Genomic DNA, 25,951 nt, shown 5'->3' with positions numbered 1-25,951 from the left:
CTCCATGCGAATCACTTAATAAACAATTTCTTTCTTTTTAAATGTCCAGAGGGATAGCCCCGCAAACACAGCAGCGTAAATGAGAACAACACTAATATTTGCTAGCATTCCGAGCCAATCCTCTGTCTGCATAAAGTTTTCGGGAAGGTACATTAGATGATATGCTAAAGAATAAGGAGCAATGGCTGTTATATCATTTAGGTTTAATCCAATCGTAATCAGAACCAATGATATAATAATCGCTGTACTCATATTTTTGGCTAAAACAGCTATAAAGCTCGCAATAATTCCATATGCCATGGTTGGTAAAATAAATAAAGCATAGACTGCGATAGTTACGCCAATTCCCTTAATTGGCGTGTAAGTATGTCCCATGTACTCTGTTGCCTCTCCCCAGCCAATAAAATAAATTCCTAATGTATAAGATAGAATTAAAAAGATAACTGTTGAAGTAGCGATAAATACGCACAAAGTCATTATTTTTGCCAGCAGTAGTTTTGAACGAGTAATTGGTCGCAGTAAAGATAGCTTTAAAGTTCCACTCCGATACTCATTACTAATACTATCCGCCACAACAATCGGGATAAAAATAATCATAAATTGAGCAAAAATCTGGATCATCGTCAGCGGAACGGATTGTCCATACTGAAAATCCCAAACTGTCATTTTCGAACTACCAGGCTGGTAATCATATAAATTTAACAAAGTGATCCCCAGCATAACGATCATAAAAACATATAATTTTTTCATTTTAAAAAGTTTGTACAGCTCATTTTTTAAAAGTCTCATCACTTCCCGCCCCCGCTGGTTAGGTTAAAGTATAATTCTTCCAAGGAATGAACATCTCCCCGATCAACCAATTCACTGACGTTTCCTTCAGCAAGGAGCCTTCCCTCATTAAGAATCCCGACACGATTACATATTTGCCCAATCTCGTGCAATAAATGACTTGAAATAAAAAAGGTAATATTTTTTTCAGAGGAAAGCTGAAGGATCATTTCTTTTATTTCGATCATGCCTTGTGGGTCCAGTCCGTTCGTTGGTTCGTCAAGAATGATTAATCGCGGGTCATTTAAAAGCGCATTCGCAATCCCCAGACGTTGCTTCATCCCCAATGAATAAGTAGAGACCTTGTCCTTCGCTCTTTTCGTCAATCCAACCATTTCTAATACCTCTGCTATTTTTTCTTTATCCATACCGGGAATTAGATTAACCATCAAAGCCAAATTTTCATATCCAGAAAGATAGTCATAAAAAGTTGGATTCTCTACTATTGCGCCAATTTGAGAAATCACTTGTTTAAAATCAGTTCTAAGATTCAGCCCATTCATCACAACATCCCCAGAATCGGGAAAAATCAAGCCAGTTAACATCCGAATCGTCGTTGTTTTCCCCTGACCATTGCGCCCAAGAAAGCCGTATACATCCCCTTTTTTAATGTTAAGATCTAGATTGTCGATAATGGTTTTACCATGAAATGATTTTGTCAGTTTATGTGTTTCTAATAATGTCGTTGCACCCATCAGGCAGTTTCCTTTCTATAGGTAAATTTAAATGTCGATTGTATTCCCCCAGTATAGCGATGATAAATAAACTGCCACATTTGAATTTATAAACAATCGATAACAAAAGATTACATTTTGATAAAGTAAAAGAGGCTTTCCCTCATCCTCCACTGATTCAGAAGATCAAAGGCTAAATTCGCGACATCCTGTTGACCTGAGATAAAGGAGCCCAAAGGGTGTACGCAAAATTTAAGCGCTAGAACCTAAATTAGGGCAGTTTAATCCCCTTCGCTCTACATTCTCTAAAGTCTTGAAGTGGGGTCTTAGAGTACGGGGTAAACACAAAAAATCCCCGTTATAATTTCAGAACGAGGGTAAATAAGCCATACATTTTGCTATTCGTCTCCATACTTCTCTCTGTTCACTAAAGCCTTGAGGTGGGGAAATTACTTCCCTGTTAATGATTGGTACATTAACGTAACAGGGAATGTTTTCCCTTTATATGATCTAACATAATATTTAATCAAGGGGCAAATGAACTACAATAACCGTCCCTTGTCCCAGCACACTTTTTACGGAAATCTCTCCTCCATATGCAGCGATAATCTGCTGAACAATCGCCATTCCAAGGCCGGTTCCCTCTGACGGCTTTTCTGTTGAAGTCCCCCGATAATAACGGTCAAATAAATGGGTAACTGTATATTTGTCCATGCCTTTACCATTATCTTCTATCACAACTTCTGCCTGTGCTCTTTTTTGAATCGTGACTTTAACATTCGTACCTGCTGAATTATGTTCAACTGCATTTACTAGCAAATTCGTAAACGCTCTTTGGAACAGTTGTATATCCCCTTTTATATAGACAGGTTCATCATTGACTATGAATTCAAACGAAATTTCCTTATCAGCAGGCCTATTAGCTGTTTCAGCTATCACCCTGCGAAGCAATTCCACCAATTCTATCTCTTGAAAAGTTTTCTGGATATCCAGTGATTGCTGCATTCGAAAGGCGATTCCAAGGTCAGAAATCAGTTCTTCCATATGCCTTGATTTTTCTTTGATTAGCTGTAAAAACTCTCTTCTTTCTTTCTCGCTCCATGTATGTTTTTCTGATAAAAGCATATCTGTATAGCCGGATATATAGGATAATGGAGTTTTCAAGTCATGTGTCACTCCAGCCGCCCATTCCTGTCTCAGCTTGTCAAATTCCTTTCGTTTCTTCTCATTCTCTTGAAGGATAACAGAAAGGGATTCCAAATTTGCATTTACTTCACGGTAAATTCGACTGGAAGGAAATCTCTTTTTCTGCTTCGGCGCGATATAATCTCCAATAGAGAGAGTTTCTATTCTCCTTAAAACACCGTACATCGGTCGTGCAAAATAATAGCCATAAAACAAACAATATAAAAAATAAAATACTACTGCGATCCAGGATAGCACCATAATCATCACTTGATTATCTGGCTCCTGTAAGAGATAAATATATACTGCACCAGGAATCGCTAATACGAGCATCAACAAAAACTGATGCAAGATAAAACTCATTGTAAAACGGACAATCAACTTTCCATTTAGCCGCCGTTTCATAGCGAATCCCCTTCATCCGGCGATACAAACTTATAGCCAATGCCTCTTAATGTAATAATTAAGGCAGGCTGTTTTGCATCCTTTTCGATTTTTTTGCGCAACCGCATAATATGAATGGAAACCGTCTTCTCATCTCCATGACTATCGTAGCCCCAGACATTTTCATATAGCTGTCCAGCTGTAAACACTTGATTAGGATGCTCTGCTAAAAAAAGCAATAGTTCAAACTCCTTTGCCGGACAGGCTATTTCATTTCCGTTAACATGTAGCTGGGCCGATTTTTTATTAATCGTCAGCGAACCAAAATCATACACGTCCGCTGTTTGTTCCATTTGTTGCCGAAACTGCTCCTGCCTCCGAAATTGTACATGAATACGTGCTACAACCTCCAAAGGATTGAAAGGTTTAGTAATATAATCATCTCCACCGATTCCAAGTCCTGTCAGCATATCAAAGTCACCTGAACGGGCTGTAAGAAATAAGATGGAAGCATTGGTCTCTTGCCGAATTTCCTGACACAACTGAAAACCATCTGTATCCGGAAGCATCACATCCAGTACAATCAGGTCATATGTTGCCCGTGCAATTTTTGCCCTTACTTCTTTCCCTGAATAAGCACTGCTAATATTGGTATAGCCTTCTTTGCGCAGTAGTGTTTCAAGCATTTGAATAATACCTGGTTCATCATCGACTAGTAATATTTTTTTTGAATGCATCTTTGCTGCCTTCTTTCTATCTTAATCTTTTATGATCAAGCGGTATCCCGTTTTTTAAATATAATCCAGCTTAAGGCCGCCAGCACCAAAATATAAATAAGCAGAACAGATAGAGAAAAACCCAATGTCATTTCCGGTCTTGCTGGCAAATGGAAAATATACAGGCTTATATCGCTATTGGCAAAAGGCAAATATTTTAGCCAGGATAAATAGGCAGTCGCCTCTATCATGGAATTTCCTACAATCATAATAAACAAAGAAATTCCAACTGCCAATGCACTATTACGTAAAATCGTCGAAATAGCAAAAGACAAAGTTACATAGCTCAGAATAGGAAGAAAGCTCAAGCTATACATTTTAATTGCTTGCATGGGCACATTTATTTCCGTAACCTTTCCATCTGCATTTAAGAATAAGTCGCTTGTGTTCAGATTGCCAAATCCATAGAAAATGGCGTTCACACCATATCCTGTCATAATCAATAATGCCAGCATACCTAAAGCGAATAATGCAACGGAGATATACTTTGAAAATAAGATTTTCGATCGGCTATGCGGGCGAATCAGTAATAGTTTGATTGTACCACTTGTATATTCCCTTGATACAACATCTGCAGCGATGACAATGGCAAAAATAATTACCAGTTCAATTAATCCGGAAAACTGTAACAAAGCAGACCACGGATTCTCCTTGATTGGAGCAATATTATTTTCTAACCGGTATTCTGCAATTTGAAGTTTATTCTCTGTATCTACATACATTTGCGGTGAAAGCCCATCAATCTCCAATTGCCCTTTATAACGCTCTATAAGTTCCAGTTGTTCATTTTGCCAGTCAGATACAGGCGCCTCATTTATTTTGTTCATGACAAAACTTCCTATCGTTATAACAATCAACAGGAATAAAATAATCCAAGTCAGTTTACGGTTAACGATTTTCATCATTTCATTCTGAATTAATCCGAACATTGCCCTTCCTCCATCATTTTCAGAAATTTATCCTCCAGCGTCTGTTCCTGTACATGAATACTTAAGACCCGAACACCATTATCTACCAATAACTTGTTTAACTCTGGCACCTCAGTTTTAGTCATTTGAATCCATAACCGGTTTGGTTTATTACCAGCTACAGCCGTTTTACTTAAATCTGCTGCGAGCTTTTTTGTTAGTTCGATTTGTGATAACTCCACATCAAGACATACGTGGGAAACATTGTCCTTAGCAATAAACTCATGTACATTTTCAATGCTAACAAGCTGCCCCTTTTGCAAAACAGCAATTTTATCGCACATCAATTGCATTTCCGCAAGCAGATGACTGGAGACAAAGACTGCTACGCCTTCCTGATGAGCAAGTTCTTTTAAATTATGGCGAAGCTCTCGGATACCCGCAGGGTCAAGCCCATTGGTTGGTTCATCCAGTATTAACAGAGATGGGCGATGTAACAACGCCTGGGCAATTCCCAAGCGCTGACGCATTCCTAGCGAATACGAGCTTACTTTCTCATGAATACTGTCCTTTAATCCGACACTTTGAACGATCTCATTTATCCGATTTTTAGAAATACCAGAAACCATTCGCGCATAATGTTTTAGATTTTGATAACCCGTTAAATATTTATATAAATCTGGATTTTCCACTATCCCTCCTACATGTCGGATTGCTTTCTCAAACTGCTTGCTAATACTGTGACCCTTAATCAGAATATCTCCCTGGCTTATTTTGATTAGCCCTACCATCATTCGAATTGTCGTCGTTTTACCAGCCCCATTGGGACCAAGAAATCCAAAAATTTCACCGGAAGGAACAGTAAAATTCAAATCGCTTACGATTGTTTTTCTGCCAATCTTTTTGGTAGTGTGTTGAAATTGAACAATTGTCTGTTGTTTCATATACTTGTTTCCCTTTCTATTTCATAATATGGAGCGCTCATCTGACGCTTCCATTCAATTATAAAAAGTGAAAGTAAACAGACCGTAAACGGAAATGAAATAATATCTAAATTCTGAAGTAGCGAAGTTTTACTTTCTGAATTAAATCAAGAATGATTCAGTACAGGCATGATCATAAGTCCGCCTCGCGAAAACTGAAAAAATAAATTGAGGGCTGCTAAGGTCTATTGAATATTAGTTAGTAGAGTAATATATGTTCACTGCTAGTCGCTATTTACTAAAGCATTCTCTACTTAAAAGGGTATTTGACAACAATAAAAAAACCACAGCATTACCTGTTATTCAGGTATACTATTGGTTTATCATCAACGTACTCCGGGTCATCAGCAGGAGGTTGAATTTCAGTTGTTAATAAAGCAACATGTCCATTTTCATCTGTTACGGTGAACAACAAAGTCTCCCCTCTTACAATCCTAGTTCTCCTGATTCCCTAAGGAAAAATAGAAAAAGATAGCCTAATCCAATAAAACTGTAGGGCAAGGTCATGTCCGAACAGTATAACCAACGCCTGTGGAGATCATGTAAGACGGAAATGGGGATTCCTCCATTGCGCAAAGATCTGTGAATCAGGAAGCCCCTTCTTCAAGCAGTCTGTAAGGACTGGTAAGGAGGGGTTGTTGACGAGTAAACATCATACCAATATGCAAGGAATTTATAACTTCCCCATTTATCGTACACACTTTCAAGCTTTTGCTTATTAGGGGCTCCCCATTAAAGTATTTTTTGATAACATGAGCTTTATATTCTGAATCAATAGGCAACAAATCATATTTTCCAAGTATCATCGATAGTGTATTAAATGCATAAGGACCAATCCCTTTAATCTCCTTTAATTTGGTAATATCACTTTCTGGTGATGTATAAGACTCAAGGTCAAAAACAGGATCTAAAGCTTTTGTGGCTGCATTGATAATGTATGTACTTCGGTGACCGACTCGCACATGTTCTTTTAGATATAATTCACCTGCTTCTAACACGCGTTCTGGTGTGGGAAAGGTTTTGAATTCAGGCTGATGGTTGGTTTCTATTGATTCGCCTAATCCATTCACAAGATTACTCACCATATTCATAGTCTGCTTCCATCTCGTATTTGTTGTTAATATTACTTTTACTACATCTTCAAAAAGCGTAGGCGAACGCAAAAGTCTTCCTTTTCTTTTCGTTGGGCTCTTCATAATCGTGACATAGGGTATAGAACGGGTCAAAGGTATCTTGCAATCTAAACATCCAGGATACTTGGTCTTTAATCTCCTTGGTGTCATTATGTTCTAAAGGAATATTTGTTTCAGTTTCGATCATCAAATGATGAATGTGATTTGAAATACACAATAATACATTTTTCCCATTACTTAATTGTACCGGGCGATAAAATAATTGCTCTTCATTATTCCAATAATTCGGCGACAACATCCACCAACCATAATCAGTGATAGCAGCTTTGAAATTAAACGGTTCTTGTAGAGGTATGATAATCATGATATATACCAGCCTTTCAAATTAATCTACACCAAGTTCTGATTTCCAAGTTCCCTGTTGTTTTCGAATGTCTACTATTTGCCCGATATGATAGGCGGTATGAATTATTAAATGGGTAAGGGCAGCCATATTTTTATTGAAGTGATTATCCGCTGAATTATCAATGACTCGCTTCCATTCCTGCATCACTTGATCAATAGATCTTAATGATTCCTCCCACGTATATCCTTCTAAGTTATCAAAGGATTGTGCATTTGTATCGATTGTAGAACTCGTTCCCCCAATGCCTTTAAAACGGTTTAAATAACCCTGATTATAATAAAGTAAATGATTTACGATTCCCCGTATATTATTGGCGTTTGGATGGTTTTTCCACATTGCTTCTTCCTGTGTCACACCTTTCAATGCTTGTGCCAACGAAACAAACCAACCACTTTTATTATGAACGGCTTCTAACTGGAATGATATTATCTCTTTAGCATTCATTGTTTTTCCTCCTTGAGTGTATCTCTATGCTTTCGAACTCTGGATAAGTTTCCACATGTCTCACTACTGCACCAATGTTTGTGCCCGTTCTTCGTGTTGTCGTGAAAGACCCAGCGACAATCTTCATTCTTACAAAACTTCACACGCTTATATTCTGCTTTTGTAAATAGTTCGGAAAAAGAGAGAGCAATTTCAGAAATAAAAGTGTCCCAGTTCTGTTGATCAGCTACCAAATTTAATTCAAAATGATTATCCCTTTTGATTAATACTGGGCTCCGTTTTGCTTTATCCATGAAAGTATTTAATTCTATTAATTCATCAGCCGTTGGTAATTGATCCTGTGTTGTTTTCTGAAGAATATCTCTCATTAGCTGACGTAAATTTTGCAATTCATGAATGATTTGAGCGGAAGGGTAAGATAAATGAGTTAGATTCCAATCCTTTATAAAATATTCTATCCATTTCGGGTTTGTTAAGCGATCTTCGGACCTCCCTGTTCCACGATAGTCATACCACATCGTATTAATAACATCTAAGCAAATCATATCGTTAGCCAACTTGCCTTCTCCTTTATTTATTTTGAATGTGCCTTTTTTTATATCATGTAATGCTTAAAATATAAATTACCCATTACAAAAAATAGGAATGTGAGTTGATGATCAAACTTTTTTGATGATTAACCATTCTCCGTATTGAATTCGCATCATATTTTTCTAAAACAAACATAACCTCGCTCTAAATTTAGGACGAGGTTAAAATATAACTAATTAAATTTCAATAAATGGCACAAAGACTCCATCATAATATCTTTTCAATGCGATCTCATTTATCTCCATGCTTTGATAAGCTTATCAGCATCAATGAAAGGCAGTAATGGCTGTATTTCAGAAAATCCCTGTTTCTCTAGCGCATCTTCCGCTAGTTCTTGCAAGAATTCCTCTTCAAGGAATGGAGCAACGCTACATAAGGAGGAAAGACCATCACGTTCATAGCTTTGCTTACTAAGCTCTTCCATACAATTCTCGTTTAAAAAAGGGAAGAAGCTGCTCATTTCACGAAAGCCGGTTTTCGTGAATTCCATCTTTGCGATAGCATCAATACTTTCTTGAGATAGAAATGGAACAAGAGAGTTCAGTGCTTTTATTCCGTTAGACGCATACTCTCTTTCTGCTAGTTTTGACAAGTACTCATCACTTAGAAATGGAAACAGCTTAACCAAATCAGGCAGCCCACTTCCCTGGTAAAATTCCTCAACCAATTCTTCTAAATAAGCTTCACTCAAAAAGGGAGCAAGCGTGCTTAAATCAGAGGCTTGAAGCGTGTTTGTATTCGTATTTACCGAGAGATCAACTTGATCAACGGTTAAAATGGGGGCAATTGACTTCAATTCTTCAAAAGGAATATCGACTGACTCCCCTTCCTTTTCTTCAATTAGCTGTTTAACCGCCGCTGTCTCTTTTTGATTTACGAGCAGTTCATCAATGGTAACGCCAAATACCTCAGCTAACTCCGGAAGCTTTGTTATATCCGGCATCGTTTCTCCTCGCTCCCAGTTACTGATGGCCTGATATGTAACACCTAATTTATCGGCCACACCCATTTGCGTAAACTGCTTTTCTTTCCTCAACTTTGCAATTTGCTTACCAACTTTCTTCATATCCATTGCTTGATCACTCCTTTGGTTTGATTAGTTCAATTCTAGGCAAGCAAACGGAATAAGTATATCAAGTTCTGCTTGAGTGGCTTGATTCCCTTAGTGTCAATGTTTTGACTAATTATACAAAAGGTGTCACCCAGTTCCATTAGCTGGTATTGGGGGATAATGTGCAAATTATTCATTGATCTCCAAATGTGGATTCCACACTACTTCCCATAAATGACCATCCGGGTCTTGAAAGTAACCAGAATATCCACCCCAAAACGTGTCATGTGGTTGGACTGTTATAGTAGCTGCAGCCTTCCTTGCCTGTTCTATTACTTTGTCAACTTCTTCTTTACTTTCGACATTATGGCCAATAGTGAATTCAGTAGGACTGGAAACAGTCTGATTAATTTGAGCATCATGCGCAATATTTTTGCGTTCAAAAATAGCAAGCTTTATGCCAGATAGTAAATCGAAAAAGGCAACAGCACCATGCTCAAATTCTTGGCCAACTATACCTTCTGTTGGAAGCCCCAATCCGTCTCGATAGAATTTTAAAGATCTTTCCAAATCATTTACACCTAATGTTAAAACTGTAATCCTAGGTTTCATAAACATCATTCCTCCTAATTTTATATAAAATTACATGCTGTTTTCTGCCTCCAGTATACTCTTTTTCTCACATAGGTTCAGGGTTATTTAGTGCACTCTGTTTTGTACTTTTCCACGATAATCGGGATGGCCGGATCTCCCGCCGTTCCCCTTTTTGCACTTTTCCGCAATAACGGGGATGGTCTGGCCTCCCGTCGTTCCCTTTTTTGCGCTTTTCCACAATAACGGGGACGGCCCAGCCTCTCGCTGTTACCCTTTTTACGCTTTTCCACAATAACGGGGACGACCGGAACTCTCGCCGTTACCCTTTTTGCACTTTTCCACAATAACAGGGACGACCGGAACTCTCGCCGTTACCCTTTTTGCACTTTTCCACAATAACGGGGACGGCCCAGCCTCTCGCTGTTACCCTTTCTGCGCTTTTCCACAATAACGGGGACGGACTGGCCTCCCGCCGTTCCCTTTTCTGCGCTTTTCCACAATAACGGGGACGACTGGAACTCCCGCCGTTCCCTTTTTTGCGTTTTTCCACAATAATGGGGACGGCCGGAACTCTGAAAAAAAGGCGAATGTAAAATGAGACTGCAACCAGTGAAGGATGAATCCATACTGGTTGCAGTCTCACTTTAGAATGCTTCTATAGGAAGTTAGAGTAAGTTAGATCCCACTTAAACCAACTCCAACAATGACTTTTCTTCCTCTTTCCGACTGTGGTTGTTTGCAAAATATACTTATGAAAGAATTGTTCTTACTTGGGAAATATATTTTAATGTTTTTGTTCTAAATACTTCTGCCATTCATAAATATCTTCCGCCATATGATAGGCTACAAACCCTTCATTTTTCAATTTTTGCGCAGCCAAGGCTGAATAAACACAATACTTTCCTCTACAGTAAGCAACAACTTCTTTATCCTTAGGGATTTGTTGAAGATATAGGTCTAACTTCTCCATAGGAATAGAGACTGCCCCTTCTATATGCCCTGCTTCATATTCCTCTTCTGGTCTCATATCCATAAGGACAATATCTCCATCCTTTAACTTTTCATAAACTTCATCCATCGTTAGTGTATATAAACCTTCGATATCACCGAAAAAATCTTCTTGAATGCGAGTGATATCTGAAAGTTGGCTTTCACCGATACACCATAAGGAATGTAAAAAATCGTTAACAGAGGGATCAGCTAATGAATAAATGGCATATGTCCCCTTCTTGGTAAATTTTACTAATCTCGAGTCGTTGAGAACTTGAAGATGACGAGAAACATTTGCCACACTCATTCCTGTATCCCGTGCCAATCTTTCAACTGTTTTTGGACCCTGAGTCAGCAGATTTAATATTTCAAGGCGTTTATCACTAGATAAACATTTGCCAATTCTTGATAGTTGTTTAAATAACTCATCCTTATAATTCTTTGCAGAAAAAATGAGCTCTTCCATACTTATCATCCTCTACATCGATTAATTAACTATATAGTTGATGATACTACAGTGGAAGCAAAAATAGCAAAATAATGATTATTACTTCATACGCAATATGAACTAGAGAAGTGAGGGAGCATGCCTACTCCTCTAGTTTGATCTATAAAAAGCTATTAAGAATTCACCATACATTCTCAAGGAAAACTTGCCATCCCGTGTTGAGTATTTGTATTCCCATTATTCTTCAACAACATCTAATTCTGTCCAATCGAATTCGCCTTTACGTATTTTTTCCCGCCGATCTTTGGTTATATAATCCAGATCAGGATCCAAATTATAATCTCCTACTTTTTCACGATCTGCCACAGGTCGTTTTTGAGTGAGTATAAATGCAGCTAGATCAGCCGCTTGTTGATCTGTTAATGTTCCTTCTTTCCCTTTGGGCATATTGTTTTGAATAAAAGCTGTTGCTTTATTTAGTCTCGCCATGCCCGCAGCATCATTGAAAGATCCCTCTCCCCATAAAGGCGGTCCTCCCTTAGCGCTTGTTCCTGATCCGTCTTCTCCATGACAAGCGATACAACCCTTCTGGCTATATAATTCTCCACCTGCCACAACGTTGGGGACAGGTACCTTATCCTTATTATTATCCATTCGCCAAGTAATGTCGTCCTTCGATTCAAGATCTTTGGAGAGAAATTCAAAATAAGCCACCATCGCTTTCATTTCCTCACCGTCTTCATCTATCTGTTCTCCATTCATACTACGAACAAAACAACCATTTATCCGATCTTCTATTGTAGTCCACTTCTCATGATGCATTTTTGGATATAATAACGTGACACCAACCATAGGCGAATCAGGGCCAAGCCCACCCTCTCCATGACAATTAATACATGACAAGTTATTGCCTACATTTTCCGGTAAAACTGTGTTAGTCTCATCAAAGATTTCCTTACCTTTTTGTATGAGTGCCATCTCTGAATCATCAGAATCCAGATTTCGTATTTCCTCCAAGATAGCTCCCATCTCATATCCCTTATCCTCAAACTGTTGGCAAGCAGCAGAGATAAGGAGAAGAACACTAATTATGATAAAAAACCAAATAAATTTACGTTTTTCCAAAGATTCAACACCTCTTTATTCCAATTATAAGAATATCCTTAGGACTGACTGAAAACGGATACATTTTAGGTTTTTAGTATAGATTCCAAAGTAAACGTTTCCTTTTTTCAATTATTCAATTGATTATTTTGCTAATGATTTAAAAAAATTTCAAGGTCAAATAAATTGATTCACTCTTTTAATAACCTAATTAAGAACTTTTTTTGTAATTCCTTCATTCCTTTTATTTCGTTCAATTCTCCAACTTCGATTAGGGCTTTTTTCCTTCCGGGTTAATTAAATCCGTGCAATCATACTATTAACTTTATATAAATAAATCTATAAAAATTAGACCAATCCTTTATCCTTCACCACAAATACGATTTTTCATTTACCAATTTCTCCATTTATTTTCTAATATACCTAACTCCCCTAGTATACTTGTAAACAGTGTATCCTTTTCGCCTTTTAAAGCATTCTCTGTACATGATGAATGAGGTTTATAATTTAACTCTTTTGCTTTTTTTAAACTAGTCTCATCAATCCAATTTGTTACATCTGCTTTGTCAAAACACATCGGAGCAATGTACGTTCTGTAAGTATTATCAATAATAACTCTTGTACTAGGTGATGGCTTAGTTTCTTTAGGTATGAAAAAGCTAGAAATAACAATTATTCCGATTAATACCATCAAGATAACCAAATACCTATTCTTGTTTATTTTCACATTATTTCCCCCTAAGAGGTTTATAGGGTAGATGGGACTTATTGCATCTTTTCAAGCTGCTCTACCATAAAATCATAATTCATTGCCCCCATTGCGATAAATTGAATGCGCCCATCAGAGTCAATCATATAGGTTGTAGGATACGCCACAACTCGATATTCTTTTGAAACAGCTGATTCCTTATCCAAAGGAATTGTTAACGACAGGTTTAATTCATCAACAAATTTCGGAATATTATCGAGGCTCGATTCTGTTTCAGATAAGTTCACAGCTAATACTTGCACATCTTTATTATCTTGAAACTTTTGCATATCAGGCATCTCAGCGCGGCATGGGGGACACCATGTTGCCCAAAAGTTTAACATGACTCGTTTACCTTTATAATCCGACAACTTCACTGCTTCTCCGTCTAAAGTAGTAAGTTCAAAATCAGGAGCGAGCTCACCTTTACGAATTCCTGAATTACTATAATCGCTAATTTCTCCCGAATTATATATTTGCTCTGAGGCAGCACTACCATATTCCCCAGCAGTGTTTTCATTTGAAGCAGCTATTAAATCATAAGTTATCCAACCAAGTAATCCTATAACTATGACAACTAAAACCGCATTTTTCATTCCTTATTACCCCTTCACCCTAATATTCGAACCATGTATCTTGAACTCATTCCATGAGAAATTCGATGACATGATATTTGAACGATTAATAAGATAAGACCCATAACAACCATAATCACAGCACCTATTTTCATGATTATTTGGCTATGTCGAGTAATCCACTTGGTTGCCTCAGAAAAAACATCAACAGAGGAAAAGGCAAAGCCAAACCTCATCCATACATTACTCCTTGGGCTCAATTTCAACATTACTAAAGCTTTATGAAAATCTGATGAAAATTAGATAATTATTCTTGTTAAATTAGTTTCCTGGATAAAAAGGACGTCCCGAATTTATTTTTCGAGTCGTCCTTTTTGACTGATCAACTATATATGTCTAGTCAATTATGCACTTTCATTCTGTAAGATCTTTTCCTATTAAGAAGATTGTTTATATTAGCAGATTATTGGATGAAGGAAAAACCTTTACGTTTTATTTTGGATAAGCAAATATGACGTAGCGATCTGGTGCATCCCCAATGAAGGAGAAAGGATAACAAGTTGATACCGTTAATACTTCATCTGTTCGATTTGGGTCAATAACAGTTGTGTCATTGGCATCAACTATGGTATGATCCCGAATTTCATAAATAAATGTACCATGTTCCATTTTAACATGAAGTTCATCTCCATCTTCTAGTTCGCCAAATTGCCTGAACACGGTATCACGATGACCGGATAATAATATCTGCGTATTTTCACCTGGATATCCTGTGCCAATGTAGTGACCAACGCCTTCAGATAATTCTTCTTCATTCGTTCCCTCAATAATAGGTATTTCTCGATCCAGTCTGGGAATATAAAAGACGCCTACCGTATCTCCTTCTTCGATCGAATCATAATTAAATAGATTTGCATCATTAATTTCCTTAATCACGTCTTTTGAAATGCTGGCCTTAGCTTCGACTAGTCGTTTATTTTCTTTTGCTTTTGAATTATATAATTGGAAACCTCCATAAATAAGAAGTAATGTACCACCGATTATAAGAACTAATGAAAACTTTCTTACCATATTCATTCACCTCAGAGCATTCTATACTTTTATCATTTGTGAAAAAGTTGATATATGAAAAGGAGTGATGGATGATGCCAGTGTTATACCCTCCAGGCAAAAACCTCTCTATGTCTAGATTACTAAAGCTTTATGAAGGTTTGGTGAAAATGGCTAATCTAATAGGCATTATAAAAAAACGATTCAAATTTAGTCATTAGAATCGCTTTTTTGAATCATATAGAGACTGTATAGAGCTTGATATCTAAAAATGCTTCTTTAATTAACGCTATAAATTCTAATCTCTGGTTCAGCATTTAATAAATCTTTTAATCCAGTTACAACATCATTATTAAAAAGGTCACTTTGAAGATAAGCTTGAGCTTCTTCAACATTGTTAAAACCATGTAATACTTGAACATCTTCATCACGGATTAAAAGATCTTTAGAAACTGCACCAGGAATTGATTTCAAAAATGGTTCCTTATAAGTAGTATAAACCTTTGCCGCGTCTGCTCGATTGGCTGCAGCAATATCTAAAGTAATTTGTAGATAAGCTTTTGGTGTAGTGGTCATAATAATCAGCCTCCATTTTTTCATAATTTTATATTCATTAATTCAATTGCATATTTGAATAATAGATGAAAAAACATAAAGATCATATAAAAGTTCAAGACCCATTCTGTATAATTCATCTGAAACTAAACAGTGTATTTGTTTAGTGATTTCATTACTCTCTTAATGTAGGCTTTTTTACTCTACTAACTGCATAACTTTTTCCGGATCAAACCCTAATACCCATTGGCCTTCTATTTCAGTTTGAGGAACTCCCATTTGGCCAGTTGCTTGAACTAAACGGTTTGCAGCATCCGGGTCTTGCTGGACGTTTACTTCTTTAAAAGGAAGTTCATTTTCCTTCAAGAAATTTTTCATCATATCACAGTAGGGACAAGTACTTGTTGTATAAACTGTAATTTGCTTCATAAGACACCTCTCCTTAATTTTTTGTCATTCACCAACAAACTGTCTTATACATTTGATACTTATTCCTCCCAGGCACAAAGATATTGTACCTGGTCATAATGGAATCCGCAGAAAAACGTAGCCAATTAATTAGTTATAACACCTCCCTAAACATTCCAATTAACCCACTTTTGACGAAGAAATCTTATAGAGGATGTTCAAAAAGTCCGGTAAAAATGACACTTCGAATTTCTTCGTTGGCTCGCTTTTCCGCCTCGAACTTCTCGGTCCTTTTTATCCTCCTTTTTGATCACGCACTTATAGTGTTTTTATCCACCATATCCCCCAGTTGAGATACTTTACAGCTCTCTCATCTCTTTATTTTTAATGACTTTTTTACTACCAATAGACCATATCATGACCGGGATAAGTATTAATGACAAAATCCCGCCAACAAGGGATAAGGTTTCGTAGCTTGAACCAGCTACAACCATTCCCGACATAGCACTACCTGAAGCTCCAGATAATGCAATAAAAACATCTACTGTTCCTTGAGTTTTAGCACGTGTTGAGGGTTCTGTTGAATCAACAATAAGTGCCGTACCACTTATTAAGCCAAAATTCCATCCGAGCCCAAGTAAAGATAGAGCGATAATCATTAGAACTAAAGAATCTCCTGGTGCAGACGCCGATAAGACACCCGAAAGGAGCAACGTAATACCTGAAGCAATCGCCATGGCAGAACGACCAATCTTATCAACAAGAATTCCCGTTAATAGGGAAGGGAGATACATGGCACCTATATGAAAGCCGATCACAAGCCCAATTGCACGTAAACTATGGCCATGGTGCCCCATGTGAATAGGAGTCATGGTCATAATGGCCGTCATCACAATTTGCGTAAGCACCATAATGATTGCTCCAACTGCTATTCCTTTATTGATTGGATTCTTCCTCGATACTTCTTTGGATTCTGTACTTTGTTTATTCGCATTTATTTTTAAGGCGATCATGAATGGATCTGGGCGTAAAAGGGCAAATAACACAAGACCAGCTAAGATATATGCAGCAGTTGCCAAGATAAATGGCCCCGCCAATTCTGGGACACCAATCGAGTGAGCAACCTTTCCCATCACATCCACTAGATTCGGACCTGCAACAGCACCAACTGTCGTGGAAACCATCGCTACACTTACAGCAGTGCCTCGCTGTTTGTCAGTCGCTAAGTCTGTGCCAGCATAGCGGGCTTGTAAGTTCGTTGCAGAGCCTGCCCCATATACAAGTAAGAAAATAAATAATAAAAACACATTATTTAACATGGCAGCAATAATAATACCAATAGCCCCAAGTCCACCTGTTATAAAACCAGTGGCAAGACCCATGCGTCTGCCAAAACGATTGGAAAGTCTGCCTACTAACAGGGCAGCTCCTGCAGAGCCTAAAGTAAATAAAGCTGCCGGAAGTCCTGCGAATGCATTTGTTCCTAGCATTTGTTCGGCAAGCAGTGCTCCTACTGTAATTCCAGCAGCTAATCCCGCTCCACCAAACATTTGTGAAATTACAACAATCATTAATGTGCGTTTGTATAACTTCTTAACTTTTTCTGGGTGATCTATATAACTTTGTGCTAAAACATTCGCTTCATCCGACATAATAAGCTCCTTCTTCCCCCAATCAATGTAAGTGTTCTTGAAATTCATACCAATCTTGAACACTATTTTCTAGACGAAAGGCATTAATACCTTTCGTCTTTAACAACCCCACTGCTTCTACTGACATCAAACAGTATGGCCCTCTGCAATAGGCCACAACATCAAGGGTGGTTGATAAGGAAGAGAGTTTTTCTCTTAACTTTTCAATTGGAAGAGAAACAGCACCGGGAATATGGGCCTTATCATATTCTTCTTTCGGCCTGACGTCTAACAATAAAACTTCACCTTTTTCCATCCGATCTTGAAGTTCTGAAAACGAAATCCCATGCAAACCAAGATTGGTATTTAAAAACCCCTGTTTTATTTGTTGAACCTCAACAAACTGTTTTTCTGACAAAGTATGCACATTTTTTAAAAAGCCAGAAATGGCGGCATCTGCTAATTCATAAATCACGAAGTTCCCTTTCTTATGAGATTTTACCAATCTTGAATTAGCAAGGGTTTGTAAATGTTGAGATACATTTGCCACAGACATGTTAGTTGCTTTTGATAGTGATTCCACTGACTTTGGCCCTTGAGATAAAATATCAAGAATCTCTATGCGTTTGGGGCTAGAAAGACTTTTACCTATTCTAGCAAACTCCTGGTACAATAAATCTTTTAAATTTCTTTCATTGAGCATTTTATAACCACCACCAAATATACTCAATTAAATAATTGAATAGTCGAATTATAATCATAACGAAGTCATTTGTCAAAAACTCGTCTTGAATGAAGTCGCTAGTTTGAATCCCTTTTCCCAAGTCTGCTTTTGTTTTACATCCTATTAGAATCTCGTAGAAATGATTATTGTAATCTATTATTATTGATGTTCCTTTATTTCCTCTACATAATGTTGTGCAGCTTGAGCGGCAATACTACCATCGCCAGTAGCTGTGACAATTTGCCGTAACATTTTTTCGCGAATATCGCCTGCGGCGAAAATGCCTGCTACTTTTGTTTCCATTTGCTCGTTTGTTTCGATATAGCCACTTTCATTGGTAATCCCAAGGTTTTTAAATGGTGTAGACAATGGCAGCATTCCGATATAAATAAAAGCACCATCTGTACTAAATTCTTGTTCAGTTCCGTCAGCTGTTGAAACAAGAGTAACACTTCCGACTTTCCCATCTATCTCATGTATTTCTTTAACCGTATGATTCCAAATAAAATCAACCTTATCATTTGCAAATGCCCGTTCTTGGAGAATCTTTTGGGCGCGGAGTTGGTCACGACGATGAATAATCGTTACTTTTGAAGCGAACCTTGTTAAATATACACCTTCTTCAACAGCAGAGTCTCCTCCACCGACAACAACTAACTCTTTTCCTTTAAAAAAGGCTCCATCACAAACGGCACAATAAGATACACCACGACCACCGAGTTCATTTTCACCAGGAACGCCCAGTTTCTTATATTCAGCACCCGTTGTGATGATAACAGAATATGTTTTGTATTCTTTTGTACCTGCAACGACTGTTTTGATGTCTCCATGATCTACAATTCCTTTAATATCACCATAGGCATACTCTGCCCCAAACTTCTTAGCATGATCAAACATTTTTGTCGACAATTCTGGACCGATGATATTTTCGTAACTAGGATAATTCTCAACTTCTTCAGTATTAGCCATTTGCCCCCCTGGGATCCCACGCTCAATCATTAATGTAGATAAATTGGCACGTGAAGTATAAACGGCTGCCGTCATTCCAGCAGGCCCAGCACCAATAATGATCACATCATAAATCTTCTCTTCATTCATGTTGTTCACCCCTCTGTTATTCAATCGTTTTATTGAATAATTGAATTATAAATGTTATTTCTTCAATAGTCAATTTTTCAATTCCACTACAAAATGGATTGTTTCAGTTAACAAAAATACTCATGTTATCTGAATCAGGTAACACAAGTATTTTTCATAAAGGCAGAGTAAACCAGAATGTGTTTTTGTCTTCACTGGGTTTATAGCCAATTTTGCCATGATGTTGTTCTATAATTTCTTTTGTTATACTAAGTCCAAGTCCTGCCCCTCCGGTATCACGACTGCGAGAGCCATCAATTCGGTAAAACCTTTCAAACATTTTATCTTTGTTATCAGCTGGGATCTCTTGGCTTGGACCGGTGATAGAGACATAATATTCATTCTCCAACTTTTCGCCCTTTATTGTAATCGAACCTATACCTACGTAATATCGAATAGCATTATCAATTAAATTACTAATAGCTTGTAAAATTCCCTCTTTATGCATATTTATTTCAGCGCGTTCTGTATGAATTTCCACTGGAATATTTTTATCCTTCAGTTGCCAAAAAAACATTTTCGCAGATTCTTTAATCAGTAGATCAACAGCAATTTTTTCCTTATCAGAAAAAGATTGCTTTGAAATATAATCCCATTCTTTTAAGGTTTCAATTTGTGTAACCATCTTTGTTAGCCGTTCAGACTCTTTATAAAGCGAATGGTATAATGTTTCATCCCCCTCAATCACTCCATTTTTTAGCGCATATAAATACCCGTTCAAATTCGATAGTGGAGTCCTTAACTCATGCGATAAATCCATTACTAATTTCTTTCGATGTTCATGGTTATCTTTTAACTGATTAACTAATTCATTAAAATTACTTATTAATTGCCCTATTTCATCACTTGAAGTAACTTCAAGTGACTCAGGGTAATTCCCTCTTTTCATACTTTTTGTAGTCTCAATTAATCTTTTTAAAGGTTGGATTAATTTTTTCGTTAAATAAAAATGAATAATACTTCCAATCAAAATTGCAATAAGACTAAAAATCCATAAGTAATAAAAAAGCGTTGAATTAAACTGCTTTTGTTTTGCTCCATTCATCCCTTCTACTAAGAAACATGCTGTATTATAAATGGCTAGGCTACTTAGTACAATAAATAAGGAGACAATAATAATATTCAAAAAGGTTAAACGGAACAGAAATTTCTTGGGTAGCCACGACTTTTTATGTTTATTCATGAACGAATTTATACCCCATTCCTCGAACCGTTTGAATCCGTGTTGGGGAAGACGGATTTATTTCAACTTTACTTCTTAATTTTTTAATATGTGCATCAATTGTTCGATCTAATATTGTTTTATCTGCATTTGGATATAGATGATCAATTAACTTTTCTCTTGATAAGACAATATTTGGATTTCCCATAAAATAATAGAGAAGATTAAATTCATGCTTGGTTAAAGTAAGCTCTTCATCGAATAATAAAACTTCTCCTTTTCTCGGTTTTATACATAACCCATCATAGGATATTTTTTGGCAAAACTGTCCGGTTCGTCGTAATACAGCCTCTACATGAGCAAGTAATTCGTCTGGAACAAACGGTTTGGTTAAGTAGTCATCAGCACCAATTTTAAGCCCATTAATTTTCTCGTCAATCTTTGTTTTAGCGGAAAGCATAATAATTGACACTTCATTTGCCGCTTGTGTTTTCACCCACTTGCAAAATTCTTCCCCACTTAACTTCGGTAACATTAAATCGAGAATAATCAAACAAGGGTGATGTGTTAAAAAGGCTACTTTCCCCTCTTGGCCATCAGCCGCTTCAATAACCTCATAGCCATCCTTTTCCAAGTACACCTTAATAAGATTGCGGATCATTTGGTCGTCTTCAATAACTAATATTGTCTGCTTCATATATGCACCTCTAACAGATTACATAGTCTCTCCGTACCTACTCAAGTCTTTCAACTAAAGGATCTCATATGACTCTGTCACTTGTATACTATCTTGCACAGTTTGGACCATCCCACAATTTTTTCTTGCAACGGCCCCTGCCTTTTCAATTTTTTCCTGATGGAGATTTTCGCCTTTAATAGCGTAATGCAGATGTATTTTTTCAATCCGGTTAGCTTTTTCTTTATTACGTTCCACCTTGGCTGATACCTTAATATCTTTATAGTCTATTCTCATTTTCGTTAACACTACCTCCAATGTCATTGAACTGCAACCAGCAATCGAGGCAATCATTAACTGAAAAGGACGAAAGCCATACTCCGAATCTGAGGAAATAGATAATTCACCAAATTCCGTCTGCATATTATACCCATGTTTTTTCATATTCAATTCGATCATGTCCACTACTCCTTTTTACTTTTTTAGTCACTAATTACTCTCTAAGCAGCAAAATTATTTCATCTTTTCGAATTCCTGAATCATAAGTTCATAATTCAATGCTCCAAAGGCCATATTATGTATGGTACCATCGGAATTAATTAAATATGAGGTTGGAATAGGACTAATTCTGAAAAGCGTTGAGGCTTGGCTCCCTTCATCTACTAAAACGGAAAATGTAAGCTCATACTCGTCAATAAAATCAGTTACTTTTTCTATATCTTGATTAGTTTCAGTTTCAATTAAGTTAACTGCTAATATTTCAATATCTGTATTTTGATGGAATTTTTCCATATCTGGCATTTCTGCGCGGCATGGCGGGCACCATGTTGCCCAGAAATTCAACATAACTTTCTTCCCACGATAATCAGATAATTGTACCTCTTCCCCATCTAATGTTTTCAGTTTAATATCGGGAGCGATATTTCCACGTTCCAGTCCTACTTCATTACTGACCTGTTCGGTCGTATCTGTATTTCCTTTTGCTGTATCCTCTTTGTTGGATATAAATTCATATACAGCCCAACCAAACATCAGAACAAAAACAGTGATAAAAATTGCCTTTTTCATTATAGTGCCCCTTCCAATATTAACCTAATCTTGACAACCATGTATCCTCGACTAAATCAAGCAAGAAGCCTGTAATTTGCGGCATAAACCCTGAGAATAATACAAGCCCCATGATAATCATAATGACTGCCCCAACTTTCATAATGATGCCACTATGGCGGACAATCCATTTCGTTGACCCAAGAAAAAAACTGAGCACAAGAAACGGTAACGAAAAGCCAATTACATACATAACAGTATAAAAAATGCCTTGGGCGGGATTACTTGCTGCTAATAGGAGGATCGAAGCAAAAATAGGTCCGATACACGGTGTCCAGCCAGCTGCAAATCCAAATCCAATAAAAAATGAACCGATGTAATTAGCCCTTTTTTTCGTATATTGAAAACGTCTTTCCTTCATTAAGGCCGGGATATTGATCCATCCGGCTACAAAAAGCCCCATAAAAATAATGAGAATCCCCGCAATTCTTTGGATTAATAATCCTGAATCCCCAATGAGTATATCTTGAACCCATTGGCCTAGAAACGACGCACTTGCCCCGAGGCTAATAAAAACAAGCGACACTGCCAATAAGAAAAGGAAAGAATGGCTGAGAATCTCCTTCCTAATTTTGGCATTTTGGCCTCCTTGTAATTCTTTTACACTTATTCCTGTTATGTACGACATGTAAGCAGGGAAAATAGGGAGCACACAAGGCGATAAAAATGATAAAGCCCCTGCCCCCATTGCAAGAAACATTCCGACAATTAACATTGTATCTGCCTCAATTCCACCCATTAAAAATCCCTCTTTCTAAAAATGATGAAAAAATTTACGATAAAAAACAAACCTACAAACCACGGTGCCATTATATAACCAAACACTGTGACAAACGGCTGGATAAAAGTGAGAAATAAAATGCCAAAACACCAACCCGCTAATATCATGACAAATAAGAGTTTTGTACTCAAACGCCCATTTAAAAGTAAAAATAGGAGTAAGACTATCGTTATTAAGATAAAGTAGCCGTTTGGTCCCCCCTTACTAAGGAAAACGATATAAATAAATTCATATAAAAAAGACCCTACTAAAAATACAGGAAGAAACGATTTTGACAGCGAAACCACATTTATTTTTCCTTTTTTTGCTTTTAAGAAAAGGGAAACACTACTACATAAAACGGCAATATAAAACGATCTTGAATCACTTGGATAAGCGAAGATGGCTAATGGATCTTGTACAAATAAGGAGATATTTAGAACAATTTTCCCTACCCAAATAAAGACGATAAAGTTAACTAGTTCTGAAATCATCTGTTCTATATGTACTTTTTTATTTTCTTTTGATAAATTACTTGATAAATAAAAGAAAATAATCCCACCAACAATGCTCGCAACCAAAACACCAATGGGCACTAATTTACTTATTTGCACCAACAGCTTTCTCCTTTATTCAATTTATATATCTAATCAAAGCGTACAGATCTAATATGAAAATTTGATGAAAATAGCCTCTGTTTTAAACTGCTTCATAAATAAGAAAAGCGCAAGCGCCCGTTTAGCGACGTACAAACTTTTTAGGGGCCTGACGAGATAAAGGAAACACAGTGAGCCTGATAAGGCGAGTTGATGTTGACTTATCGTAGGAAGGCACCGAAAGTTTGCTAGTCGCTGGCGCTGGAGCTAGATCAAAACACTAGCCAAAACTTTATACTTTCTTATCTTCAAAATAAGGCTGTTCAGAAACTCAGTTTTCACTGAGTTTCTGAACAGCCCTTTATTTATTACGCTTTATTCAGTTGTTCAACATCAGACGCGGATTCATATGGCTTTCTGAGCGTTCCTTCCTTACTTGGAAAACTGCTTCAGAACGCCCATTAATTCCTCAATTGTCTCTTTGCCTTCACCTTGTTTAATCGCATCACTGACACAGTGGTTAATATGTCGTTCAGTCACAGCAAAACCTACATTTTTTAGGGCAGATTGAATAGCACTGATTTGTACTAGGATATCCACACAATAACGGTCCTCTTCTACCATTTTCTGTATTCCACGAACTTGGCCTTCTATACGTTTTAAACGATTAATAACTTTTTGTTTTTCATCCTGCGTTCTTGGTTTACTTGGGTGATCATGTAAGAATTTATCCAAATGGATCACTTCCTTTTGTTATATACCTTCATTATACCCCTATTAGGTATTATTTTCAACTACTACCATTGAAGACTATTTCCCCTGCTTTCGTGAGCGAGTAAACAGAAGTGACAATACTGCACCGACAATTGCTATGATACCACTCCAGAAAAATGCCTGCTGGAAACCAGCATTCAAGGCAACTACCTGTGACTCGGATGTATTAGAAGAGGTTATTTCCCCTGCAATCGATACTATTACAGCTAGGCCGACCGCTGATCCAATTTGGTAAAATGTATTGTATAAACCAGATGCAATACCTGACTTTTCTGATGCAACATCCGATACAGATGCGGTAGTGGCCGGTAGATAAGCAAGTGCATTACCTAAAGATGCTATTAACGAAGCCAGAAACACATTTGTCCAATAGTTCCCATCAACTGCAGCCGTTTGTGAGAATAAAATGCCTCCAACCCCAAGTAAGACAAATCCAGTAATCATGGTCTTTTTGATGCCGAATTTTCCCATCACTTTTTCCACTATAAATATCATGAAAATCGCCATGAATACTGGCATAGGCAGCATTGCCATTGCTCCAATAAATGGAGAAAGCTGTAAAACCTGCTGCAAGTATAACACAAGTATATAAACAAGCGGGAACCATGATGCTGCTATTAAGAAAACGGAAATATTTCCTATAGCTAAATTAGGTGTCTTAAATATATCGAGTGGCAAAAGTGGTTCTTTTTTCTTGGACTGTACCAAAAGAAAAATAAGAAATAAGATAGCTCCAACGGCTAAAGGAACTATTGTACCTGCTGACTGCCACCCACTATGCTCTGCTGTTACAATCCCATAAACCATTAACATGGAAGAAACCGTAACTAGAATAGCGCCGATATAATCGACACTACCAGTTGCTTTACGCCCAGCCTTTTGTAGAAGCTTTGGCGATAAGATCAGCACGGTAATACCAAGTGGAACATAGATTAATAAGGTCCAGCGCCACCCTAGAACTTCTGTAATAACGCCACCTAAAACGATACCCAAAGCCCCACCTGCTGCTCCAGACAGTCCCCAAAAGGCAAGTGCTTTCCCCATTTCTTTACCATTGGAAGAAAATAGAAGCATAATCAGGGACAGGGCTGCTGGTGCAATGAAAGCAGAGCCTAATCCTTGAGCACCCCGAGCCATGTTTAAACTCATTTCACTCCAAGCTAAACCGGCAAATAAGGATGACACAATTAAAATGATAACACCCAAATTAAATATGCGTCTGTTTCCGAATAAATCCGCTAATCTTCCACCCAATAATAGAAATCCCCCAAATATAATCAAAAATGCACTCATGACCCATTGTAAGTTTTCTTGACTATAACCAAGCATCCCTTTGATAGAAGGTAGGGCAATCTGAATAATTGCAGAATCCATCATCACAAGGAAATTCGCAAAACACAATAAAGCGAGTGCTTTCCATCGCTTTGGATCAGGTTGCGAAATTGTTTGTGTATGTGTAGACATAATGATATTCCCTCCAGTATTACATTAATTTGTTACGATATTGGATGATGATCCATTAAGGTAAGGGTGGATAAATTTCCTTTGG

The 25,951-nt window shown here is 37.3% G+C and carries 31 protein-coding genes; all 31 read right to left on the bottom strand.

Annotated features, from left to right (window positions below):
- Positions 1–15: 15 nt before the first annotated feature.
- Entirely contained in the window at positions 16–789 is a 774-nt protein-coding gene (locus tag IPU53_RS15410) for an ABC transporter permease (protein ID WP_207451912.1), read from the bottom strand.
- Positions 789–1,523, bottom strand: a complete 735-nt coding sequence (locus tag IPU53_RS15405) for an ABC transporter ATP-binding protein (protein WP_207451911.1) — start codon at positions 1,521–1,523, stop codon at positions 789–791. Before IPU53_RS15405 ends, IPU53_RS15410 begins: the two co-directional genes overlap by 1 nt.
- Before the next feature lie 501 nt (positions 1,524–2,024).
- The gene (locus tag IPU53_RS15400; RefSeq protein WP_207451910.1) at positions 2,025–3,092 is read right to left on the bottom strand and encodes a sensor histidine kinase; all 1,068 of its coding nucleotides are present in this window, start codon (positions 3,090–3,092) and stop codon (positions 2,025–2,027) included.
- Entirely contained in the window at positions 3,089–3,808 is a 720-nt protein-coding gene (locus IPU53_RS15395) for a response regulator transcription factor (protein ID WP_207451909.1), read from the bottom strand. Before IPU53_RS15395 ends, IPU53_RS15400 begins: the two co-directional genes overlap by 4 nt.
- Before the next feature lie 35 nt (positions 3,809–3,843).
- Complete coding sequence (locus tag IPU53_RS15390) at positions 3,844–4,776, bottom strand: ABC transporter permease (protein ID WP_207451908.1); 933 nt, start codon at positions 4,774–4,776, stop codon at positions 3,844–3,846.
- A complete protein-coding gene (locus IPU53_RS15385; protein WP_207451907.1) occupies positions 4,764–5,699 on the bottom strand; it encodes an ABC transporter ATP-binding protein in 936 nt (311 codons plus the stop codon). Before IPU53_RS15385 ends, IPU53_RS15390 begins: the two co-directional genes overlap by 13 nt.
- A 626-nt stretch (positions 5,700–6,325) precedes the next feature.
- Positions 6,326–6,829, bottom strand: coding sequence for a hypothetical protein (locus IPU53_RS15380; RefSeq protein WP_242698333.1), 504 nt, complete (start codon positions 6,827–6,829; stop codon positions 6,326–6,328).
- A 49-nt stretch (positions 6,830–6,878) separates the two neighbouring features.
- Entirely contained in the window at positions 6,879–7,235 is a 357-nt protein-coding gene (locus IPU53_RS15375; RefSeq protein WP_207451905.1) for a hypothetical protein, read from the bottom strand.
- Positions 7,236–7,256: 21 nt separating this feature from the next.
- Complete coding sequence (locus IPU53_RS15370) at positions 7,257–7,721, bottom strand: DinB family protein (protein ID WP_207451904.1); 465 nt, start codon at positions 7,719–7,721, stop codon at positions 7,257–7,259.
- Positions 7,718–8,278, bottom strand: coding sequence for a CGNR zinc finger domain-containing protein (locus tag IPU53_RS15365; RefSeq protein WP_207451903.1), 561 nt, complete (start codon positions 8,276–8,278; stop codon positions 7,718–7,720). Before IPU53_RS15365 ends, IPU53_RS15370 begins: the two co-directional genes overlap by 4 nt.
- A gap of 269 nt (positions 8,279–8,547) precedes the next feature.
- Complete coding sequence (locus IPU53_RS15360) at positions 8,548–9,384, bottom strand: helix-turn-helix domain-containing protein (protein WP_207451902.1); 837 nt, start codon at positions 9,382–9,384, stop codon at positions 8,548–8,550.
- 168 nt (positions 9,385–9,552) lie between these two features.
- The gene (locus IPU53_RS15355; protein ID WP_207451901.1) at positions 9,553–9,975 is read right to left on the bottom strand and encodes a VOC family protein; all 423 of its coding nucleotides are present in this window, start codon (positions 9,973–9,975) and stop codon (positions 9,553–9,555) included.
- A 766-nt stretch (positions 9,976–10,741) separates the two neighbouring features.
- The gene (locus IPU53_RS15350; protein ID WP_207451900.1) at positions 10,742–11,413 is read right to left on the bottom strand and encodes an ArsR/SmtB family transcription factor; all 672 of its coding nucleotides are present in this window, start codon (positions 11,411–11,413) and stop codon (positions 10,742–10,744) included.
- A gap of 219 nt (positions 11,414–11,632) precedes the next feature.
- Complete coding sequence (locus IPU53_RS15345) at positions 11,633–12,520, bottom strand: c-type cytochrome (RefSeq protein WP_207451899.1); 888 nt, start codon at positions 12,518–12,520, stop codon at positions 11,633–11,635.
- Positions 12,521–12,890: 370 nt separating this feature from the next.
- Complete coding sequence (locus tag IPU53_RS15340) at positions 12,891–13,226, bottom strand: hypothetical protein (protein WP_207451898.1); 336 nt, start codon at positions 13,224–13,226, stop codon at positions 12,891–12,893.
- Between the two features lie 38 nt (positions 13,227–13,264).
- Positions 13,265–13,843, bottom strand: a complete 579-nt coding sequence (locus IPU53_RS15335; RefSeq protein ID WP_207451897.1) for a TlpA family protein disulfide reductase — start codon at positions 13,841–13,843, stop codon at positions 13,265–13,267.
- A 14-nt stretch (positions 13,844–13,857) separates the two neighbouring features.
- Positions 13,858–14,058, bottom strand: coding sequence for a hypothetical protein (locus tag IPU53_RS15330; protein WP_207451896.1), 201 nt, complete (start codon positions 14,056–14,058; stop codon positions 13,858–13,860).
- A gap of 256 nt (positions 14,059–14,314) precedes the next feature.
- Positions 14,315–14,893, bottom strand: coding sequence for a class D sortase (locus tag IPU53_RS15325; RefSeq protein ID WP_207451895.1), 579 nt, complete (start codon positions 14,891–14,893; stop codon positions 14,315–14,317).
- Between the two features lie 258 nt (positions 14,894–15,151).
- Positions 15,152–15,448 (bottom strand): hypothetical protein, encoded by a 297-nt coding sequence (locus tag IPU53_RS15320; RefSeq protein WP_207451894.1) that lies wholly within the window; start codon positions 15,446–15,448, stop codon positions 15,152–15,154.
- Positions 15,449–15,625: 177 nt separating this feature from the next.
- Positions 15,626–15,856 (bottom strand): glutaredoxin family protein, encoded by a 231-nt coding sequence (locus tag IPU53_RS15315; protein WP_207451893.1) that lies wholly within the window; start codon positions 15,854–15,856, stop codon positions 15,626–15,628.
- 338 nt (positions 15,857–16,194) lie between these two features.
- Positions 16,195–17,487, bottom strand: coding sequence for an MFS transporter (locus tag IPU53_RS15310; protein ID WP_207451892.1), 1,293 nt, complete (start codon positions 17,485–17,487; stop codon positions 16,195–16,197).
- Between the two features lie 22 nt (positions 17,488–17,509).
- The gene (locus tag IPU53_RS15305; protein ID WP_207451891.1) at positions 17,510–18,169 is read right to left on the bottom strand and encodes an ArsR/SmtB family transcription factor; all 660 of its coding nucleotides are present in this window, start codon (positions 18,167–18,169) and stop codon (positions 17,510–17,512) included.
- A 180-nt stretch (positions 18,170–18,349) separates the two neighbouring features.
- A complete protein-coding gene (gene trxB / locus IPU53_RS15300) occupies positions 18,350–19,297 on the bottom strand; it encodes a thioredoxin-disulfide reductase (protein ID WP_207451890.1) in 948 nt (315 codons plus the stop codon).
- Positions 19,298–19,442: 145 nt separating this feature from the next.
- Positions 19,443–20,510 carry a sensor histidine kinase gene (locus tag IPU53_RS15295; protein ID WP_207451889.1) on the bottom strand — a complete coding sequence of 356 codons (1,068 nt, stop codon included), beginning with the start codon at positions 20,508–20,510 and terminating at the stop codon, positions 19,443–19,445.
- The gene (locus tag IPU53_RS15290; protein ID WP_207451888.1) at positions 20,503–21,186 is read right to left on the bottom strand and encodes a response regulator transcription factor; all 684 of its coding nucleotides are present in this window, start codon (positions 21,184–21,186) and stop codon (positions 20,503–20,505) included. The genes IPU53_RS15295 and IPU53_RS15290 overlap by 8 nt, the downstream gene beginning before the upstream one ends.
- A 54-nt stretch (positions 21,187–21,240) precedes the next feature.
- Complete coding sequence (locus tag IPU53_RS15285; RefSeq protein WP_207451976.1) at positions 21,241–21,621, bottom strand: OsmC family protein; 381 nt, start codon at positions 21,619–21,621, stop codon at positions 21,241–21,243.
- 57 nt (positions 21,622–21,678) lie between these two features.
- Positions 21,679–22,233, bottom strand: a complete 555-nt coding sequence (locus tag IPU53_RS15280) for a redoxin domain-containing protein (protein ID WP_207451887.1) — start codon at positions 22,231–22,233, stop codon at positions 21,679–21,681.
- Between the two features lie 19 nt (positions 22,234–22,252).
- Positions 22,253–23,011 (bottom strand): cytochrome c biogenesis CcdA family protein, encoded by a 759-nt coding sequence (locus tag IPU53_RS15275; protein ID WP_207451886.1) that lies wholly within the window; start codon positions 23,009–23,011, stop codon positions 22,253–22,255.
- On the bottom strand, positions 23,011–23,646 hold the full coding sequence (locus tag IPU53_RS15270; protein ID WP_313886501.1) for a hypothetical protein: 636 nt from the start codon (positions 23,644–23,646) through the stop codon (positions 23,011–23,013). Before IPU53_RS15270 ends, IPU53_RS15275 begins: the two co-directional genes overlap by 1 nt.
- A gap of 414 nt (positions 23,647–24,060) precedes the next feature.
- The gene (locus IPU53_RS15265) at positions 24,061–24,363 is read right to left on the bottom strand and encodes a metal-sensing transcriptional repressor (protein WP_207451884.1); all 303 of its coding nucleotides are present in this window, start codon (positions 24,361–24,363) and stop codon (positions 24,061–24,063) included.
- A gap of 75 nt (positions 24,364–24,438) precedes the next feature.
- The gene (locus IPU53_RS15260; RefSeq protein ID WP_207451883.1) at positions 24,439–25,866 is read right to left on the bottom strand and encodes an MFS transporter; all 1,428 of its coding nucleotides are present in this window, start codon (positions 25,864–25,866) and stop codon (positions 24,439–24,441) included.
- Positions 25,867–25,951 lie beyond the last annotated feature (85 nt).

Origin of the sequence: Bacillus sp. SD088, assembly GCF_017355205.1 — a bacterium.
Lineage (GTDB): Bacteria > Bacillota > Bacilli > Bacillales > Bacillaceae_C > Lederbergia.
The sequence above is the reverse complement of the archived record's forward strand: the minus strand, read 5'-3'. Positions and strand labels throughout refer to the sequence as shown.

What these genes read in the sequence shown, in the direction of transcription:
- IPU53_RS15410 (WP_207451912.1), bottom strand. Translation starts at nt 789, where the DNA reads ATGAGACTTTTAAAAAATGAGCTGTACAAACTTTTTAAAATGAAAAAA.
- IPU53_RS15405 (WP_207451911.1), bottom strand. Translation starts at nt 1,523, where the DNA reads ATGGGTGCAACGACATTATTAGAAACACATAAACTGACAAAATCATTT.
- IPU53_RS15400 (WP_207451910.1), bottom strand. Translation starts at nt 3,092, where the DNA reads ATGAAACGGCGGCTAAATGGAAAGTTGATTGTCCGTTTTACAATGAGT.
- IPU53_RS15395 (WP_207451909.1), bottom strand. Translation starts at nt 3,808, where the DNA reads ATGCATTCAAAAAAAATATTACTAGTCGATGATGAACCAGGTATTATT.
- IPU53_RS15390 (WP_207451908.1), bottom strand. Translation starts at nt 4,776, where the DNA reads ATGTTCGGATTAATTCAGAATGAAATGATGAAAATCGTTAACCGTAAA.
- IPU53_RS15385 (WP_207451907.1), bottom strand. Translation starts at nt 5,699, where the DNA reads ATGAAACAACAGACAATTGTTCAATTTCAACACACTACCAAAAAGATT.
- IPU53_RS15380 (WP_242698333.1), bottom strand. Translation starts at nt 6,829, where the DNA reads ATGAATATGGTGAGTAATCTTGTGAATGGATTAGGCGAATCAATAGAA.
- IPU53_RS15375 (WP_207451905.1), bottom strand. Translation starts at nt 7,235, where the DNA reads ATGATTATCATACCTCTACAAGAACCGTTTAATTTCAAAGCTGCTATC.
- IPU53_RS15370 (WP_207451904.1), bottom strand. Translation starts at nt 7,721, where the DNA reads ATGAATGCTAAAGAGATAATATCATTCCAGTTAGAAGCCGTTCATAAT.
- IPU53_RS15360 (WP_207451902.1), bottom strand. Translation starts at nt 9,384, where the DNA reads ATGGATATGAAGAAAGTTGGTAAGCAAATTGCAAAGTTGAGGAAAGAA.
- IPU53_RS15355 (WP_207451901.1), bottom strand. Translation starts at nt 9,975, where the DNA reads ATGAAACCTAGGATTACAGTTTTAACATTAGGTGTAAATGATTTGGAA.
- IPU53_RS15350 (WP_207451900.1), bottom strand. Translation starts at nt 11,413, where the DNA reads ATGGAAGAGCTCATTTTTTCTGCAAAGAATTATAAGGATGAGTTATTT.
- IPU53_RS15335 (WP_207451897.1), bottom strand. Translation starts at nt 13,843, where the DNA reads ATGAAAAATGCGGTTTTAGTTGTCATAGTTATAGGATTACTTGGTTGG.
- IPU53_RS15330 (WP_207451896.1), bottom strand. Translation starts at nt 14,058, where the DNA reads ATGAGGTTTGGCTTTGCCTTTTCCTCTGTTGATGTTTTTTCTGAGGCA.
- IPU53_RS15325 (WP_207451895.1), bottom strand. Translation starts at nt 14,893, where the DNA reads ATGGTAAGAAAGTTTTCATTAGTTCTTATAATCGGTGGTACATTACTT.
- IPU53_RS15320 (WP_207451894.1), bottom strand. Translation starts at nt 15,448, where the DNA reads ATGACCACTACACCAAAAGCTTATCTACAAATTACTTTAGATATTGCT.
- IPU53_RS15315 (WP_207451893.1), bottom strand. Translation starts at nt 15,856, where the DNA reads ATGAAGCAAATTACAGTTTATACAACAAGTACTTGTCCCTACTGTGAT.
- IPU53_RS15310 (WP_207451892.1), bottom strand. Translation starts at nt 17,487, where the DNA reads ATGTCGGATGAAGCGAATGTTTTAGCACAAAGTTATATAGATCACCCA.
- IPU53_RS15305 (WP_207451891.1), bottom strand. Translation starts at nt 18,169, where the DNA reads ATGCTCAATGAAAGAAATTTAAAAGATTTATTGTACCAGGAGTTTGCT.
- IPU53_RS15295 (WP_207451889.1), bottom strand. Translation starts at nt 20,510, where the DNA reads ATGAATAAACATAAAAAGTCGTGGCTACCCAAGAAATTTCTGTTCCGT.
- IPU53_RS15290 (WP_207451888.1), bottom strand. Translation starts at nt 21,186, where the DNA reads ATGAAGCAGACAATATTAGTTATTGAAGACGACCAAATGATCCGCAAT.
- IPU53_RS15280 (WP_207451887.1), bottom strand. Translation starts at nt 22,233, where the DNA reads ATGAAAAAGGCAATTTTTATCACTGTTTTTGTTCTGATGTTTGGTTGG.
- IPU53_RS15275 (WP_207451886.1), bottom strand. Translation starts at nt 23,011, where the DNA reads ATGGGTGGAATTGAGGCAGATACAATGTTAATTGTCGGAATGTTTCTT.
- IPU53_RS15260 (WP_207451883.1), bottom strand. Translation starts at nt 25,866, where the DNA reads ATGTCTACACATACACAAACAATTTCGCAACCTGATCCAAAGCGATGG.